The sequence below is a fragment of the Bacteroides timonensis genome (assembly GCF_000513195.1).
GTDB classification, from domain to species: domain Bacteria; phylum Bacteroidota; class Bacteroidia; order Bacteroidales; family Bacteroidaceae; genus Bacteroides; species Bacteroides timonensis.
Window position 1 is genome coordinate 1 of the sequence record NZ_CBVI010000108.1, and the last position, 17,651, is coordinate 17,651.

Annotated in this window: 10 protein-coding genes; 5 read left to right on the forward strand and 5 right to left on the reverse strand. The window is 48.0% G+C overall.

Annotation, left to right across the window (positions count from 1 at the left end):
• From rsgA to pelA, 5 genes are all read left to right on the forward strand, one after another.
• Positions 1-381 (forward strand): ribosome small subunit-dependent GTPase A (rsgA, locus tag BN161_RS20135; RefSeq protein WP_044269681.1); only part of this gene is annotated, 381 nt, incomplete at its 5' end.
• 201 nt (positions 382-582) lie between these two features.
• Positions 583-1,665 carry an efflux RND transporter periplasmic adaptor subunit gene (locus tag BN161_RS20140; RefSeq protein WP_044269684.1) on the forward strand — a complete coding sequence of 361 codons (1,083 nt, stop codon included), beginning with the start codon at positions 583-585 and terminating at the stop codon, positions 1,663-1,665.
• 12 nt (positions 1,666-1,677) lie between these two features.
• On the forward strand, positions 1,678-4,710 hold the full coding sequence (locus BN161_RS20145) for an efflux RND transporter permease subunit (RefSeq protein WP_044269686.1): 3,033 nt from the start codon (positions 1,678-1,680) through the stop codon (positions 4,708-4,710).
• On the forward strand, positions 4,707-6,032 hold the full coding sequence (locus BN161_RS20150) for a TolC family protein (protein ID WP_044269688.1): 1,326 nt from the start codon (positions 4,707-4,709) through the stop codon (positions 6,030-6,032). Before BN161_RS20145 ends, BN161_RS20150 begins: the two co-directional genes overlap by 4 nt.
• 72 nt (positions 6,033-6,104) lie before the next feature.
• On the forward strand, positions 6,105-7,199 hold the full coding sequence (pelA, locus tag BN161_RS20155; protein WP_044269689.1) for a pectate lyase: 1,095 nt from the start codon (positions 6,105-6,107) through the stop codon (positions 7,197-7,199).
• Between the two features lie 38 nt (positions 7,200-7,237).
• Here pelA and BN161_RS20160 read toward each other — a convergent pair whose 3' ends face one another.
• The 5 genes from BN161_RS20160 to BN161_RS20180 all read right to left on the reverse strand — a co-directional run bounded on the left by BN161_RS20160 (position 7,238) and on the right by BN161_RS20180 (position 17,619).
• Positions 7,238-8,395: an acyltransferase gene (locus tag BN161_RS20160; protein ID WP_044269691.1), complete on the reverse strand. Its 1,158-nt coding sequence runs from the start codon at positions 8,393-8,395 to the stop codon at positions 7,238-7,240.
• A 91-nt stretch (positions 8,396-8,486) separates the two neighbouring features.
• Positions 8,487-10,751: a hypothetical protein gene (locus tag BN161_RS20165; RefSeq protein ID WP_044269692.1), complete on the reverse strand. Its 2,265-nt coding sequence runs from the start codon at positions 10,749-10,751 to the stop codon at positions 8,487-8,489.
• 37 nt (positions 10,752-10,788) lie between these two features.
• Positions 10,789-12,801: a type 1 glutamine amidotransferase family protein gene (locus tag BN161_RS20170; RefSeq protein WP_052356347.1), complete on the reverse strand. Its 2,013-nt coding sequence runs from the start codon at positions 12,799-12,801 to the stop codon at positions 10,789-10,791.
• A gap of 7 nt (positions 12,802-12,808) precedes the next feature.
• Positions 12,809-15,016: a GH92 family glycosyl hydrolase gene (locus tag BN161_RS20175; protein WP_052356348.1), complete on the reverse strand. Its 2,208-nt coding sequence runs from the start codon at positions 15,014-15,016 to the stop codon at positions 12,809-12,811.
• Between the two features lie 17 nt (positions 15,017-15,033).
• Positions 15,034-17,619 (reverse strand): glycoside hydrolase family 3 C-terminal domain-containing protein, encoded by a 2,586-nt coding sequence (locus BN161_RS20180; protein ID WP_044269693.1) that lies wholly within the window; start codon positions 17,617-17,619, stop codon positions 15,034-15,036.
• Positions 17,620-17,651 lie beyond the last annotated feature (32 nt).

The following is a 17,651-nucleotide window of genomic DNA, read 5'->3' on the forward strand; positions in this document are numbered from 1 at the left end:
GGAAAATCAACGCTCATCAACGCAATATTGCCTGAACAGGACGTAAAAACGGGTGAGATTTCCACCTACCACAACAAAGGAATGCACACCACTACGTTCTCTGAGATGTTTCCCGTTCCGGGAGACGGATATATCATTGACACACCGGGCATCAAAGGTTTCGGAACATTCGATATGGAAGAGGAGGAAATAGGACACTATTTTCCGGAGATATTTAAGCTCTCTGCCGATTGCCGTTACGGTAACTGTACGCATCGCCACGAACCGGGGTGTGCTGTACGAAAAGCCGTGGAGGAGCACTACATCAGCGAATCACGTTATGCCTCATACCTTAACATGTTGGAAGACAAAGAGGAAGGTAAATACAGAGCGGCGTATTAAAAAAAGAGTGGTAGGGTGATAAGGTGATAAAGCATTTGCTTATCACTTTAGCATTTTATCACTTTATCACCTTATCACCCTTTTTCATATCACTTTATCACCTTTTTTAACGCTTCTCGCATTAAACCTTTCTGTTCCTAATATGTCCAATTAGTGCTACATAATCTAACTTAATATCTGATATAATACTAATACTGATACATGAATAAAAAAGTTAAATGGGGCATTATCATTTTCATAGGTGCCGGACTGATAGGTTGGGGTATTTATTCCCAGCTTCCTAAAGAGAATAAAGAATTGGCAGCTGCCGACAAAGTTATGAGCAGTAACCGCAATGGCAAAAAAGCATTAAATGTAAACGCAAAGATCATAAAGCCACAGCTGCTCAAAGATGAAATCAAAATCAGCGGTAGCCTGTTACCTGATGAAGAAGTGGATCTTTCTTTCGAAACCTCAGGTAAAATCATAGAAATCAATTTTGAGGAAGGCAGCCAGGTTAAAAAAGGTCAACTGCTGGCTAAAGTGAACGACCGGCCTTTACAGGCACAGTTGCAGCGTCTTGTTGCCCAACTGAAACTGGCAGAAGACCGCGTATTTCGCCAGAATGCATTATTGGAGCGGGATGCAGTCAGTAAGGAAGCCTACGAGCAGGTAAAAACTGAACTGGCAACCCTGAATGCAGACATAGACCTGATAGAAGCTAACATTGCACAAACCGAGCTTCGTGCCCCGTTCGACGGTGTAATCGGTCTGCGTCAGGTCAGTGTCGGAACCTATGCTTCCCCCACTACTATCGTTGCCAAACTCACAAAAATATCTCCCCTGAAAGTAGAATTTTCCGTTCCCGAACGTTATGCCAATGACGTTAAAATCGGTGCAGGAGTAAACTTCGGACTTGAGGGTAAACTTGAAACCTTCCATGCCAAAGTGTACGCACGTGAATCGAGAATGGATCAAAACACCCATACATTGACATTGCGTGCCCTCTACCCCAATGCCAGCGGTAATGTAATGCCCGGACGCTATGCGGATATCCGTTTAAGTAAAAATGAAATCCATGATGCCCTTGCCGTTCCATCCGAAGCTATCGTTCCGGAAATGGGTAAGGACAAGATTTTCCTTTATAAATCGGGAAAAGCCCAGCCTGTAGAAATACAAACTGGCATACGTACAGAAGCTGAAACCCAAGTATTGCAGGGTTTGCAGACCGGAGATACAATTATAATTTCCGGAACATTGCAGCTCCGCACAGGATTACCCGTAACATTGGATAATATCTATTAAACCAGACGCCTTATGAACATATCCGAACTCAGCATACGGCGCCCGGTACTCTCCACAGTGCTTACCCTTATCATCCTGCTTTTTGGACTGATCGGGTACAGCTATCTCGGCGTCCGCGAATATCCGTCAGTGGACAATCCCATCATTTCGGTATCCTGCTCCTACCCGGGTGCAAATGCCGATGTTATCGAAAACCAGATTACCGAGCCATTGGAGCAAAACATCAATGGTATTCCGGGAATCCGTTCCTTGTCCAGCGTCAGCCAGCAAGGTTCATCCCGTATTACGGTAGAATTTGAACTCTCCGTAGACCTGGAAACGGCTGCAAACGACGTGCGTGATAAAGTTTCACGCGCCCAACGTTATTTGCCTCGCGACTGTGACCCTCCTACCGTATCAAAAGCAGATGCGGACGCCATGCCTATACTGATGGTAGCATTGCAAAGTGACAAACGTTCCTTGCTGGAATTGAGCGAGATTGCAGACCTCACCGTCAAAGAGCAATTGCAGACCATTGCAGACGTAAGTGGTGTCAGTATCTGGGGGGAAAAGCGTTATTCCATGCGCCTTTGGCTCGATCCTATCAAGATGTCGGGTTACGGCATTACCCCCATAGACGTAAAGAATGCGGTAGATAAAGAAAATGTGGAACTCCCGTCCGGAAGTATCGAAGGTAATACGGTGGAACTTACCATCCGTACATTGGGATTGATGCACACGGCAGAAGAATTCAATAATCTTATCCTGCGGGAAGACAACAACCGCATTGTCCGTTTCAGTGATATCGGACGGGCGGAACTGGGTCCTGCGGACATCAAGAGCTACATGAAAATGAATGGCGTACCAATGGTAGGTATTGTTGTGGTACCTCAACCGGGCGCCAACCACATCAAGATTGCCGATGCCGTTTACGAACGCATGGAACAGATGAAGAAAGACCTTCCGGATGATGTGCGATACTCTTATGGTTTCGACAATACCAAGTTTATCCGCGCCTCTATCAATGAGGTAAAGGAAACGGTATACGTGGCATTCATTCTCGTCATCATCATCATCTTCCTCTTCCTGCGCGACTGGCGTGTAACGCTGGTGCCCTGTATCGTGATCCCCGTTTCGCTTATCGGAGCATTCTTTGTGATGTATCTGGCAGGATTCTCTATCAATGTGCTTTCCATGCTGGCGGTAGTGCTGGCAGTAGGCCTGGTGGTGGATGACGCCATTGTAATGACGGAAAACATCTATGTCCGCATTGAACGCGGAATGCCGCCGAAAGAGGCCGGCATCGAGGGCGCCAAGGAAATTTTCTTTGCTGTAATCTCTACCACCATCACGCTGGTAGCCGTGTTCTTCCCTATCGTATTTATGGACGGAATGACGGGACGGCTTTTCCGCGAATTCAGCATCGTGGTATCCGGTTCAGTGATCATTTCCTCCTTTGCCGCATTGACCTTCACTCCGATGCTTGCCACCAAGTTGTTAGTGAAACAAGAAAAGAAAAACTGGTTCTATATAAAAACCGAACCATTCTTTGAAGGAATGAACCGCATCTACAGTCGGTCATTGGAAATTTTTCTCCGTAAACGCTGGCTGGCCATGCCACTTGTATTAGGAACATTAATCATTATCGTATATCTGTGGAATGCCATCCCTGCCGAAATGGCACCATTGGAAGATCGCTCGCAAATCAGTATCAACGTGCGTGGTGCGGAGGGTGTGACTTACGAATACATACGGGATTATACGGAAGACATCAACCAGTTGGTAGATTCCATTCTGCCGGATGCAGAATCGGTAACGGCACGCGTGTCAAGTGGTAGCGGTAACGTGCGTATCACATTGAAAGACATGAAAGAGCGTGACTACACACAGATGGAAGTAGCCGAAAAGATTTCGCAGGCTGTACAGAAAAAGACCAAGGCGCGTTCGTTCGTACAGCAATCGTCCTCTTTCGGTGGACGACGCGGTGGTATGCCGGTTCAATATGTATTGCAGGCTACCAACATTGAGAAATTACAAGAGGTGTTGCCGATATTTATGGCGAAGGTTTATGAAAATCCGGTTTTCCAGATGGCCGACGTGAACCTGAAATTCAGCAAGCCGGAAGCCCGCATCAATATCAATCGCGACAAGGCAAGTATCATGGGAGTAAGCACACGTAATATCGCGCAAACGCTTCAATACGGATTGAGCGGTCAGCGTATGGGTTATTTCTATATGAACGGAAAGCAATACGAGATATTGGGTGAAATCAACCGCCAGCAACGCAACAAGCCTTCCGACCTGAAAGGCATCTATATTCGTAGTGATAAAGGTGAAATGGTGCAGTTAGACAACCTGATTGAACTGACCGGCGGTATCGCCCCTCCGCAATTGTACCGTTACAACCGTTTCGTTTCCGCCACTATTTCTGCCGGACTTGCTGATGGGAAAACCATCGGACAAGGATTGGACGAGATGGATAAGATTGCCAAAGAAACATTGGATGAGACATTCCGTACCGCACTGACGGGAGACTCCAAAGAGTACAGGGAAAGTTCTTCCAGTCTGATGTTTGCCTTTGTATTGGCAATTCTGCTGATCTACCTGATTCTGGCAGCGCAGTTCGAGAGTTTCAAAGATCCGTTGATTATCATGCTTACCGTGCCTTTGGCTATTGCCGGAGCCTTGGTATTCATGTACTTCAACGATATTACGATGAATATATTCAGTCAAATTGGCATCATCATGCTGATTGGTCTGGTGGCAAAGAACGGTATCCTTATTGTAGAGTTTGCCAACCAGAAACAGGAAGCCGGAGAAGATAAAATGGAAGCCATCAAGGATGCATCCCTGCAACGTCTGCGCCCCATCCTAATGACGAGTGCTTCTACCATTCTCGGACTAATACCGTTGGCATTCGCTTCGGGTGAAGGTTGTAACCAGCGCATTGCCATGGGTACAGCCGTAGTGGGCGGTATGTTGGTATCCACATTCCTCACTATGTATATCGTACCTGCCATATATAGTTATGTATCCACTAACAGAAGTAAGTTAAAGAAATCATGAAACGTACGATTTTATCCCTCATAGCCATTTGTAGCACCTCGCTTGCATTGCAAGCGCAGATGCCGCAATCTTATACATTAAAGTCCTGCTTGGAATACGGGCTTCAAAATAACTACTCGCTGCGCATTACCCGCAACGAGGAACAAGTCAGCAAAAACAACGCCACGCTGGGAAACGCCGGTTATCTGCCGACACTTGACCTCTCTGCAAGTTATAAAGGAACCGTAGACAATACAGACAGTAAAGTGCGGGCTACCGGAGAGCATGTCAAAGAGAATGGTGTATTCGATCAGACCATGAACGTGGGGCTTAATCTGAACTGGACTATCTTCGACGGCTTCAACATCACCGCCAACTACCAACGTCTGAAAGAGTTGGAAAGACAAGGTGAAACCAATACCCGTATTGCCGTAGAAGACCTGATAGCCAATATCGCTGCCGAATATTACAACTATCTGCAACATAAGATCCGTCTGAATAATTTCCGCTATGCCGTATCTTTGTCCAAAGAGCGTTTGCGTATCGTGGAAGAGCGTTATCACATCGGTAACTTCTCCCGTCTGGATTACCAACAGGCAAAGGTAGACTTCAATGCAGACAGTGCCCAGTATATGAAACAGCAAGAGTTGCTGCATACCTCCCGTATCCAACTGAACGAACTGATGGCAAACGAAGATGTAGACCAGCCCATCATCGTTCAGGACAGTCTGATCAACGTAGACGGTGGACTAAACTTTGAAGAGCTTTGGAACATGACTCTGCAAACCAACGCTTCTCTGTTGAAAGCCTATCAAAACAACACGCTTGCCCAGCTGGATTACAAAAAGGTTTGTTCCCGCGACTATCCTTATCTGAAGATGAACGGCGGTTATGGCTATACCTTCAACAAATACGATATCGCCACTAACATCCAACGCGGTAATCTTGGTGCCAACTTCGGCCTGACTATCGGTTTCAACCTATTCGACGGAAACCGTCGCCGGGAACGCAACAATGCACGTATTGCCATTCAGAATGCCCGCCTGGAACGCGAACAACTGGAACAAGCCTTACGTGCAGACCTGAGCAACTTATGGCAAGCTTACCAGAACAATCTGCAAATGCTGAACCTGGAACGCCAGAACCTTGTAGCTGCTAAAGAAAACCATGAAATTGCCATGGAGCGTTATATGCTGGGAAACCTTTCAGGTATCGAAATGCGTGAAGCACAGAAGAGCCTTTTAGATGCAGAAGAAAGAATTCTTTCAGCAGAGTACAACACTAAATTATGCGAAATTTCTTTGTTGCAAATCAGTGGAAAAGTAACAAAATACCTGGAATAAAACAAATATTCCCCATCAGGCGAGTTTTTTTCCTCTACTTTTGCCATCATAGAACTATAAAAAACAACGACCATGAAAAAGATTTGCCTGTGTTGTCTGGCCTTGTTATGCCTGACAAATGTATTTGCACAAGAGAACGTAGACTACAAAGAGAAGAAGCCCTATAAAACCTGGGTAAAAATGGCTCCTAAATTGGACGATGAATTCTTTAAAACAACTGAGGCCATCCGCATTGGCGACAATGTATTACTTTATCAACAAACCACCGGCGGTTGGCCCAAAAACATCTATATGCCTGCCGAACTGACAGAGCAAGAACGTGAAGACGTACTCGCCTCCAAGGATGATGTAAACGAAAGTACGATAGACAACGATGCAACCAGTACGGAAATCGAATACCTCTCCCGCCTGTATCTGGCCACTAATACCGAAAAGTACAAAAATGCCGCTCTGGATGGTATCCGGTATATTCTCAAAGCCCAATATCCCAACGGTGGCTGGCCGCAGTTCTGGCCCCGTCCCAAGGGTTATTATACTCATATCACTTACAACGACAATGCAATGGTAAACGTTATGGAGTTGCTGCGTCAGGTATACGAGAAGAAAGCTCCCTACATATATGTTCCCGACAGCATTTGCGACCGTGCCCGCACCGCCTTCGATAAGGGTGTGGAATGTATCCTCAAAACGCAGGTTATCCTGAACGGCAAGCCTACCGTGTGGTGTGCGCAGCATGATGAACATACCCTTGCCCCAGCCAAAGCACGTGCCTACGAACTTCCCTCACTGAGTGGCGCCGAATCGGACAACATCGTCATCCTGCTAATGTCTCTGCCTAATCCTTCAAAAGAGGTCATCGCATGTATAGAGAACGCAATCAAATGGTTCAAAGCATCAAAGATTGAAGGGATGAAAAAAGAGTTCTTCACGAATGATGAAGGCAAGAAGGACTTCCGTATGGTTCCGTGTACGGATTGCCCTCCCCTGTGGGCACGCTTCTATACTTTAGAAGACAATCGTCCGTTCGTTAGCGATCGTGATGGGGTGAAGAAGTTCGATATTTCCGAAATCGGATATGAGCGCCGCAACGGATACAGTTGGTATAATAGTGACGGGCTGAAAGTGCTGAAGAAGTACGAGCAGTGGAAAAAGAAACACAATAAATGATAGCTTCGGGGCAGCATACACTGCCCCTATTTTTTATCCTATCCCAATACCCATTTCGTCTTCTTTCCGAAGCAACGGTACGCCATTGCCACCAGAAGCCAGGAAACGCCAAATGCCAACACTGCGGCGGCAGGTATCTGCAAATACAACGGAACGCCTGCTGCCCGCATCAACACTACTGCCGGTCCTGTGAAGAAGTAGTGTATCATATAGATTCCAAAACCGCAAAGCGTCAAGTTGGACAATGCTTTTATCACCCACTCCGAACGGACGTTTACTCTCTTGGCCCACATAAACACCGGAATAGTCATCATCACCACGTTCAGCGAACAGTAGGTGAAGAACAGCTCCAGCATCTCATCCGTCAAGTTCGGCAATGCCGTCATGTAGCGGAAACCAAAGAAAGTCACCGCATATCCCACCGCAAACATAGGAATACCTATCAGTACAGACTGACGCCCTGTCCAGTCATGATTTCTCAGGTAGTGTCCCAAAAGCAGATAACCATTGAAACCTGCGAAATAGTAAAGCATGCCGAACGAGTTCCAGGAGCAAGTGCCCCACAAGTATTTTGACACGAATTCGCTATAATAAGGTATGAGCAGCGTCACTCCCCATGCCAACAGGAACCAGAGTTTGGCACGTTCCGACACCTTCTCCACCCAGGCGGAGAATATCGGCAGATAGAGGTAGAGACCTATCAGCAGGTAGATGTACCACATATGCACGTCAAGCAGGGAGAAGTTGAAGGGCAGCTCCGCCACATAGCCCAAGCTGACGGCGAGCGACTGGCGCATCACCTCCTCGCCCGAATAGGGAAAGAAGTCGAGAATCACCTTCGGCTCCACACCCAGCAGCCCGGTTATCCACGGAAAAAGATTGTAAATCACCGACCAAATGAGGAACGGGAAGAGCACCCGCGGGATGCGTTTCTTATAAAACACCGACGCGTCGCCACGCACCGGGAGCAGCAGGGCGCCTGTTATCATCACAAAGAGCGGCACGCACGGGCGCAGCATCGCTCCGTAGACGGCGCCCCAGAATTTTATATCCGCAATGTCAGGAGCCGTTCCCGGATAGAAATTGAAGGGGTCTGTGCAGTGGCAACAAACCACGGTAAACATAGCTATCAGCCGCACGACGTCCAGCCAGACGATGCGTTGCCACGGTTTTTGTTGTGTAAGAGCTGGTTTCATGTTATTAGAATTAATTATTTGAGGGGTAAAGATAAAGAAGTTAACCGAGATATGGAAAAAGCCTTATAACAAAAGCGCTGCAACTTCATAATTATTCATTTAATTTATAATAACAGTATATAGCCCAAGTATGTGGATGTGAGCAATAACCTTGTAAACCATATCGGTAGTTAGGAATAGAAATCCAAAAAGAATAAAGTCCTTCACGGTAAGTAGTAGAGTTTATCTCATCGGGGGCCGTCCAATGTCCTATCCAATATTGAGGGTAATGCTTAGCAAAGTTATCAAAAGAGAACTTATAAAGCAACTTCCTTGCCTCTACTTTGTCAAAAGTGGCTACTCCCAACAAGAATGGATATTCCAACGAATACCAGATGCCGCAATCTTCACCACCCTTAGAATCCCAAAGCGGATGCTCGCGATTGCGTACTCCTATTTTTTCGCAATCAGCTATCCGTTGCTTCACATAGGAATAAATAGCCCGCTTACGTTCTGTCGGCAAAGTCGGAATCTGCAACAAATAAGCTTGCGGTTCTATACAGACATTATCCGTACCGAAACGAAGTTTAGGAGTAAGATAGGCACGTGCTGAAAAGGAACGGGAGTCCAAATCTTTCATATAAGCAGTTTCCAGCTGGACACGGTATTCCTCCACAGCCTTGGCAAAGGCCAGTACATCTTTCCTCGCCGACTTGCGAAGGCAGTCCATGAATTTGGGGAATACAGCCAAAGCCATAGCTGTATTGAGATGCGACTCTGCCGACCACTCATATTTATTGGGCGAATAACGGTGCAGGAAGCTATCCGCCCAGTCTGAATTGAGCAGACGCACCAATCCGGAGGGTCCCGTACGCACTTCATCCCGAAGGTAAATAAAGAACTTTTGCAATAGAGGCAACACCTTCTCTTTCACGCCACATTCGGCAGGATAAAGCTGCACCTCCTCGTCCAAAAAGGCGTAATCGCCCGTAATGCGGAGATACTCCGCCACAGCGTTGAGCATATAAAGTTGTTCATCACTTTCCTTGTAAATAGAGGCCGGTGTATAGCCAAAACCGGAGTTTCCCCTCTTAATCTCCCCATCACTCTCGGAGTGTTTCATCACATAGCGAATACACGATTTTGCCAGTTGCGGATTGTAATAGCATGCTCCTAAAGAAGCCTGCAGATGGTCGCGATTGGCTATGTTATCGCCAAAATGGTAGGAATAGACCGACCCCTGCGGAATAAACGTTTCACCATAATACTCACTATATTTGGCTGATGCTTCTATCACATGGGCATTCCACAGCATCTCCCGGCGAAGTATTTCATCCTTTTCGCGTGAAAGGTTGGGCAGGTGTTTCTTCCACAAAGCGGCAAAGACGCCAGTGTTATTCGCCTTGTCGGCATCCTGCAAGAAACATTCTACTTGATGGGACACAGAGCCATGAATCTGTTCATCAACCAAGCCTATGACCACTTGCAAAGTACGGCTTTCACCGGGAGCCAACAACAAGCGGAATACCGACTCCAATCCATTGTCCCCATCTTTCTTCACAGATGAGTCGATACCATCATCACCATTGGCATACATAAATACTGATGGAGGATTCACATCGTACATGTAACGTTGGTGCTTGGAGGGTAATACCAAAAAGCGATTGGCGCAAGCTTCTATATGCGCTACGGCACTCCGTCCATCTTGCCCGGAAGAAATCTGCACTGGATAACGCATTGCACGCCGAAGAGGTGAATCGAGCTGCATATTCATGCTCACATAGTTCACGGGCATACCCTCGACATACTCTGCCGTCAACGGTGTGCTGCCATCATTGCGCAAAGTAACCGAAATAAGAAAAGAAGGCGTTCCTTCATTAATCTTATCCGATGGCTTCACCGAGATAAGCCGGGTACAAGACACGCCCTCACCCAAGTCATATTCATAGCGGGCAAACCCTATACCAAAGGAACGTTTCACCCGTTGCGGATCTGATGCCATAGAGCCGACACCTACCAACTCTGTCCGCTCACTCTTCCCGCCTCGTTTCAGCAGCACATAAGCTTTGTTGCTACCATAGTTTGGTTGCGCTTCATTAAAGTTGATGCGTGCCCACGCTCTCTGAGCCGTAATAAACTGGAAAACTCCACTGACATGGGCGAATAATCCCAACCGATAATTGCCCAGCAGAAAATAAGGGTCTTCGGGCAGGCGGGAATCATTTCCCTCATTGTCGAGTACTTGGAAAGGTAAACTTCCCCGATATTGATACATGGGGAGTCCCTGAGAGGTGAAGCTCCACTCCCCTATCTGTTGCCCATTGGCAGGAAACAAAAAGAACAAAAAGATTATTAATAGAATGTAGGAACGTTTCATCTGTATACGTATTTAATGCGAATTATCAAAACTATTTTCATTGAGAGAAGCCTTGCCATTTCAGCACCAACACCCCCTCGGAAGCCATTGTGAGCACCCCGCCCCCTGCAGAGCAACCCGCCGAGGCATAGATAGATGAACAATGGGCAGCCGCCAAAGGCATCGAACCGACCAGTGCTATCTTGCGTGTTTCGGCAGACTTATTAATGCAGACCGTCAGCATCGCATTACCCGATTTTAACGTGCGCAATAGCACATCAGGTTGATGACTACTGAAAGAAACGGCATTGGATGCCTTGGGAAGCAACTCGTATAAATAGTCGGACAATTGTTTGTAATCACCCGACACCCAAGCCCCCAAAGCAATGTTCGACGGACACCAAACCACTTGCCCTTTGCCAAAGCGGTGTGTATGCACCGGCGAAGTTTCACCGGCTATCTTGCCCCGCCATAAGTGGGTGGGTAGCGCATACTGCCCCACACTAGTGGTGAAAAGATTATCTTGAAGAATGAACTCGGAGATATTACCGCCAAAAAGTTTCTCAAAGGTAAATCCGGTATTCATTGTATTATGAAGTTCCTCATCAAAGAAAGCAGTAAGTCCTTCGACAAAGAGCGTTCCACCGCGAGCCACAAACTGCTCTATCCGCTGCCTGTAAAAAGCAGGAACCGCAATCTGGTTAGAAAGAACAATGGAATGTCCTACATAGTCGGCTTGCGAGAAATCATACTCATCCATAGCTTTCAGCCCCACATTCAGCCCACGCTCAGTGAGCGCTTTAAAACAAGCTACGGGCGATTTTATAACTGCGCCGTGCATCCGTCCCTGATATTTATCCTGCTTGCGCCCCATCAGGTTTTCAGCCCATAAAGACTCCTTGAGATAGACCACATCAATGCCGGAAGGCACAATGCGGGGGGAGCGGAAGAGGTCGGCATACTTGTTGATGGCCTCAGCCACCTGCTTAGCTGCCAGCAATCGGTCTGATGGTTTTCCCTGAAAATCTATCATAGCCCACTCTCCTGCCTCAATGCCCGAACTGCGCGGATTAAGCATCCAAAAAACACCTCCTTTGCCTTCACAACCCAAGACCGTCCATAGCCACTGAGTAATTTCGTCAGCTGTGGGACACAGGGCTTGTACTCCGCTGTAGATATTGTTTCCTCCTTGAATTTCGGTCATAAACCAAGGCAACGGCCCAGCCCCCGAACGCAATAATTCAGACAAAGCCAACATGGCCAATGGATATTGCCTGCGAGAAAAATAGCCAAAATGCCAAGAAGGATGAGCCGACCCTCCCAAGCTGCTCAGAAACTCGCGCCACACCGGAAAGTTATATTCTCCATAGTTGCCAAACACCCCGGCCGGATTGACATGCACATCATGGGTATCGTCATATTTCTTGATTTCCAATGCAATCCATCTTAGAAAATCTGCGGTAAAATCATAGATAAACTGCTGGTTGCGGACAGTCATCAACACGGGAAAACCATTTTCTTTATAGTCGCGCTCAGGATGCACTTTGTTCCATTGCTCACGTGCCTTGTCCACGAAATCGGTGCGAGGATAGTTACCATCAGTTCCCGGCTCGTTAACAATAACCCATCCGGCCAAGGCAGCATGTTCCCTGTAGTGTGTCACCAATGCCTTAATAAACAAAGCGAAAGAGACTTTCTGCCCGTCATCAGCCGGAAATTTCCATCCACCAATATCTGTTTTTGCAGTAGCAGGGAAGAGAGTTGCATACACCTTCACTCCATGTCGGGCGGCAGACCGGAAAGCCATATCGAACAATGAAAAATCCCAGCTGCCGTCAGGTTGCTTCATATAGGATTCAAACATCCGAATACGGCACATCGTCATGCCGTTCTCTGCCAAAGTCTTGAACCAGCCGTCTATTTGTGAAGAGGTCTGTCCCGGTTCAATAAACACTTGCGCCCCTACAAACGGCACTGCATCTTTTGCCAATCGCTGGGCAAACGCATCTGTCAGCTGTGTCAAAGACAGCAACAGCATCAGGCACACAGCCTGCCATTTCGCATTCATCATATTCCCATTATTTAAAATCCTTCCCCCATTCAGTAGGCACATCACTCAACTCCATTTCTATGGTTCCGCCACCGGCAATATCACTGTGCTTTATCACCGCCTTATTCCAGGGTATGCCATTCACCTTGCATGATTTTATGTAGATGTTTTTCTCCGAAGCATTGGCAGTAACCACCAACGTTTTTCCTCCAGACAGACGAAGGATGGCCTTACGATAAAGCGGTGCATTGAGGTAATAATAATCCTGACCGGCATTTGGGAAAAGTCCTACAGAGCAAAAGATGAACCAAGAGGCCATAGAACCGGTATCATCGTTCTCGGGATAGCCCGTGAGGTCGTACCCCCGTTGCATTACATTGTGCACCCAGTAAGAAGACAAATCGGGGCGGCCTGTATGAGTAAAAGCACGCGTAGTAAGGAAACCCGGCTCGTTAACGTAGCTTACCAATCCCTTCTGGAATCCGTAATTCAACCTCTCCACAAACATCTCCGCACCTCCCATCAAGGAAATAAGTGTGTCCATATCGTGCGGAGCATAATAGCTGTAAGTCCATGAAGTGGCTTCATAAAAAGGAGATACCCATGAGCCACCGTAACGCGTAGGCTCGATGAAAGCAAAATCTCCATTGGGTCGGCGGGCATCAATGAAGCCCTTGAATCCATGACTCTCAAGTCCGGGGTTCCACAACTGCCTCCACTGATGGCTACGCTGCAAATACTTTTCGTAATCGGCTTCCAGGCCTAATTTCTGAGCCATCAGGGCAACGCTGTAATCATTGTAAGCAAACTCCAGGGTTTGCGAAGTGCTCATAACTCCTTCGGGTATCCAACCCAGTTCCTTGTATCTGGTATAATTGTCATCCGCCGTTTTCTTATTGTGATGCCCTATCCGCCTGCAATCAGCATTGTGCTTCACGATGCGGTAGGCCTCTTTCCAGTCTACGCCTATCACCTCCTTCAGACAAGCGTCTGCAATGATATGATCCACATCATTGCCACCTTGCTCAGCCTTTCGGTCGCGTCCGCCTATAAAGCCGTCACATACCACGCCGTTTTGTTTATAACGTTCTATCAAGGCCAGTAAGTTATCGCGCAACGCAGGCTCATCAACCAGCGTCAATAAAGGATAAGCACTGCGGAATGTGTCCCAGAAAGCATAATTGTCGTCCCAATAGGGTTTACCCTCTTGCCCATCAGCACGGTCAAGAGTACGATTACTGGCTAATGTATAAAACCGGAACATAGCGGAATAGAATATCACATTTTGTTCCCGGGTGGCTCCTTCAATCTCGATACTGCGAAATTTTTCTTCCCATTTCCGCTTGCCTTGCTGCACCACGCTTTCAAAGTTCCACTCGGGTATTTCTTGCTCCAGCAAAGCTTCCGCCCTGTCATAACCGGTAAACGAGATTGCCAGTTTAAGCAGCACTTTCTCCTCCTTACCGGTATTGAACTTACAATAAACACCTACATGCTCACCTTGGGCAGAAGAGTCATTTTGAATGGCAGTCCGGCCTGCATGCAACGAATCGCCACGCCAGACACCCACCTCGGTGGCTTTCTTATCGTATTGTCCTGCCAGATATAAACTGTACGGGCCATCCACCCATCCGCCTTGGTAAGTAATCTTCATGCGTACTTTCCCGGTTTCCGCATCAATTTGCGCCGAACTTTCCAGCACTTTTCCGTTCATATAGCGTTCAATATCCGTCGGAATGGCCTGCGAAGCATCAAGTAGCAGACCGGCTTCTTCCGACTGCGGAAAAGTAAACCGGTACATGGCACTGTAATGTGCCGGGGCAATCTCCACCCGCGTCTGATAGCGGTCTAAGAAAGTGCTATAATAATAAGCACGGGTTATATCCTCGCTATGAGGCGAATCATGTCCTGCAGTATCAGCAACCAGCGTTCCCACTTGCGGGGAAACCAGAAAGTGACCATAGGCTCCCCATCCCGTTCCGCTTACATGGAGCTGGCCGAATCCACGAATCGGCTGGTCAGGATGGTAACCGTCCATTCCCCCGTTAGGAGTCTGAGGCGAAGGATAAATGCTGCCATAAGGCAAGCGGGGACCTATCACGCAATTATTGGCACGCGTATCTATCACACCGATTCGCGTATCGGCATAGTCTGCCCATTTATATTCTACATCTCCGGACTGGCAACCGCATAAGCCCAATATGGCTGTACAAATAAGGAAAAGGATGCTTTTCATAATTCAGACAATTTATATTATTTCAACTTCATATTCTTCGTGCAATGAGCCACTCCGTTCAGGGGCTGCCCACCTCCTACAGAAACGAGGACTTCGCCTTTCATAGGAACGCAATAGCCGCTGTAATCAATCAACGTCAAATCAGCGGGAGTAAGTTCAAAACGTACTCGGCGGCTCTCGTTTGCAGCGAGGCTGATGCGCTTAAAACCTTTCAGAGAACGAACAGGTGTTCTGAAATGATCGTTTTTATTCGACACATAAAGCTGCACCACTTCATCTCCCGCCCGGGGGCCAATGTTCTTCACATCCACCTCTACACTATAATTGCTGCCCTGCTTGGCTATATGCATTTTGTCATAGGCAAACGAGGTATAGCTCAACCCATAACCGAACGGGTAGCGCACATCGCCCTTGAAATAGCGATAAGTACGGTTGTCCATACTGTAGTCTTCAAAATCGGGCAAATCTTTCTCGCTCTTGTAGAAAGTCACCGGCAGACGTCCGGCCGGATTATAATCACCGAACAGTACATCGCCAATGGCCAATCCCCCCGCCTGACCGGGATACCAGGCATTCACGATGGCGGGTAAGTTCTCCGCTTCCCATTCGGCCGCAATAGCACTGCCGGTCAGCATAAGGAACACCACCGGCTTGCCGGTAGCCTGCAATTCTTTGAGCAAGGCTGTTTGCACGGCGGGCAAAGCTATCGTCACACGGTCTCCTCCCTTGAAACCCTCGGCATGCACGGTCATAGCTTCGCCTTCCAGTGAAGCCGAAATTCCCCCGGCAAAGAGAATGACATCGGCGTCCTGCACCGCCTGCGCCGTTTCGCGTGCATCAGCGTGCCACACGTGCCCCATATCGAAGTGCAACTCACACACATCTGCATACTGCCAATATTCTATAACGACCTTATGCGGCTTCCCCTTCTCCACCTTAAAGGTATAATAGGGATTGCCCTTTTGGGAATCTAAGCAGAGTTCACCGTCAACATACAGCCGATAGCCATCATCCCCCGAGAGCGAGAAGCTGACCTCGCCATCTTGTCGGGGAACATAGTCTGCCGAGTAGCGTACCGACATCTGGCTGGCGGCAATGCCATCGGCAATGTATTCACCATCACCATGTTGAAAGTGGATGTGCTGTTCCATTTTCGTGAGCTGCGGGGTTCCCTTCAACAAAGGATTGGTGAAATACTCGGCACGCAGCCCCGGTTTGCCCTCGTAGGAGAAACAGCTTGCATCCCAGGCCGAACGGAACACACGATCGTCCACATAGCCGCATCCCGGTTCGTAAACTATCTCCACGTCATTGCCCAATTTGTTCTTCAGCCCCTCCATCACCGACCAGGTGTCAGTGGGCAGTCCGAAGTAGTTGCCCAGCATTACGTTTTCCGACAGGGCATTGGGACCTACCACGGCTATTCTCTTAATGCGTTTCTTGTCCAATGGCAGCAAACCGCCTTCGTTCTTCAACAGCACCACCGACTCCTGCGCCATCTTCAAAGCATGAGCCTGATGGGTATCACATTCCAACACATCAGTGGTTATATGACTATAAGGCACCATCTCTTTAGGGTCGAACATGCCCAAGCGCAGTCGAATCTCGAACAGACGTTGCAACGAACTGTCTATCTGCTCCTCTTTAATCAAGCCCTCGGCCACCGCTAAGTTCAGTGCATGATAGGCGCCGTTGCTGGAACATTCGCAGTCCGTGCCGTGCAGCACGGCATCGGCAGCGGCACTCTGTTTGTCGGGGTGGGTTTTGTGGCGCATGTGAAAGTGGTTGATTCCTCCACAGTCCGAAGTGACATAACCCGTAAAAGCCCATTTGTTGCGCAGGATGTCCATCATCAGCAGGTCGTTGCCGCAACAAGGCTGTCCGTAGAAAGCGTTATAGGCGCACATCACCCCGCTGACTTTGGCATCCACTATCAGTTTTTGGAAAGCGGGCAGATAGGTGTCCCACAAGTCTTGGTTGGAAACTTTCGCATTGAAGAAGCTTCTGTTCCACTCGGGACCGCTGTGCACGGCGTAGTGCTTAGCGCAAGCCGAGGTTTTAAGATAACGTGGGTCGTCGCCCTGCAAACCATGTACAAAAGCCATTCCCAGTTGGGAGGTCAGATACGGGTCTTCGCCGTAAGTCTCTTGTCCCCTTCCCCAGCGGGGGTCACGAAAGATGTTCACATTAGGGCTCCAAAAGGTCAGCCCTAAATAAATGCCCGTTCTTCCTTTAGAAGAAGCATCGTTGTAGATGGCACGTCCTTCATCCGAGGCATATTGAGCCATACGGAACAGGGCATCCGCATTCCACGTGGCCGCCATACCGATGGCTTGCGGAAAGGAAGTGACACGGTAGGGCGAACGGGCTACCCCGTGCAGGCACTCGTTCCACCAGTTGTAAGCCGGTATGCCTAACCGCTCAATGGCTGGCGCATCGTTCATCATTTGGTTTATCTTCTCATCCAATGTCAACAGGGAAACGATGTTGGCCGCACGCTGCTGCACACTCTTCGATGGGTCTTGAAACAAATATTTATATTGTGCCATCGAATTATGGGCGAGCCCCAGCATTATTGTCAGTATGAATACAATCTTTCTCATAAATTCTGTGCTAAAGAAGTTCTGTTACCCTA

Bases quoted from the DNA above. Each gene is read 5' to 3' on its own strand.
- BN161_RS20165 (WP_044269692.1), bottom strand. From the start codon at position 10,751: ATGAAACGTTCCTACATTCTATTAATAATCTTTTTGTTCTTTTTGTTT.
- BN161_RS20170 (WP_052356347.1), bottom strand. From the start codon at position 12,801: ATGATGAATGCGAAATGGCAGGCTGTGTGCCTGATGCTGTTGCTGTCT.
- BN161_RS20160 (WP_044269691.1), bottom strand. From the start codon at position 8,395: ATGAAACCAGCTCTTACACAACAAAAACCGTGGCAACGCATCGTCTGG.
- pelA (WP_044269689.1), top strand. From the start codon at position 6,105: ATGAAAAAGATTTGCCTGTGTTGTCTGGCCTTGTTATGCCTGACAAAT.
- BN161_RS20140 (WP_044269684.1), top strand. From the start codon at position 583: ATGAATAAAAAAGTTAAATGGGGCATTATCATTTTCATAGGTGCCGGA.
- BN161_RS20150 (WP_044269688.1), top strand. From the start codon at position 4,707: ATGAAACGTACGATTTTATCCCTCATAGCCATTTGTAGCACCTCGCTT.
- BN161_RS20175 (WP_052356348.1), bottom strand. From the start codon at position 15,016: ATGAAAAGCATCCTTTTCCTTATTTGTACAGCCATATTGGGCTTATGC.
- BN161_RS20145 (WP_044269686.1), top strand. From the start codon at position 1,678: ATGAACATATCCGAACTCAGCATACGGCGCCCGGTACTCTCCACAGTG.
- BN161_RS20180 (WP_044269693.1), bottom strand. From the start codon at position 17,619: ATGAGAAAGATTGTATTCATACTGACAATAATGCTGGGGCTCGCCCAT.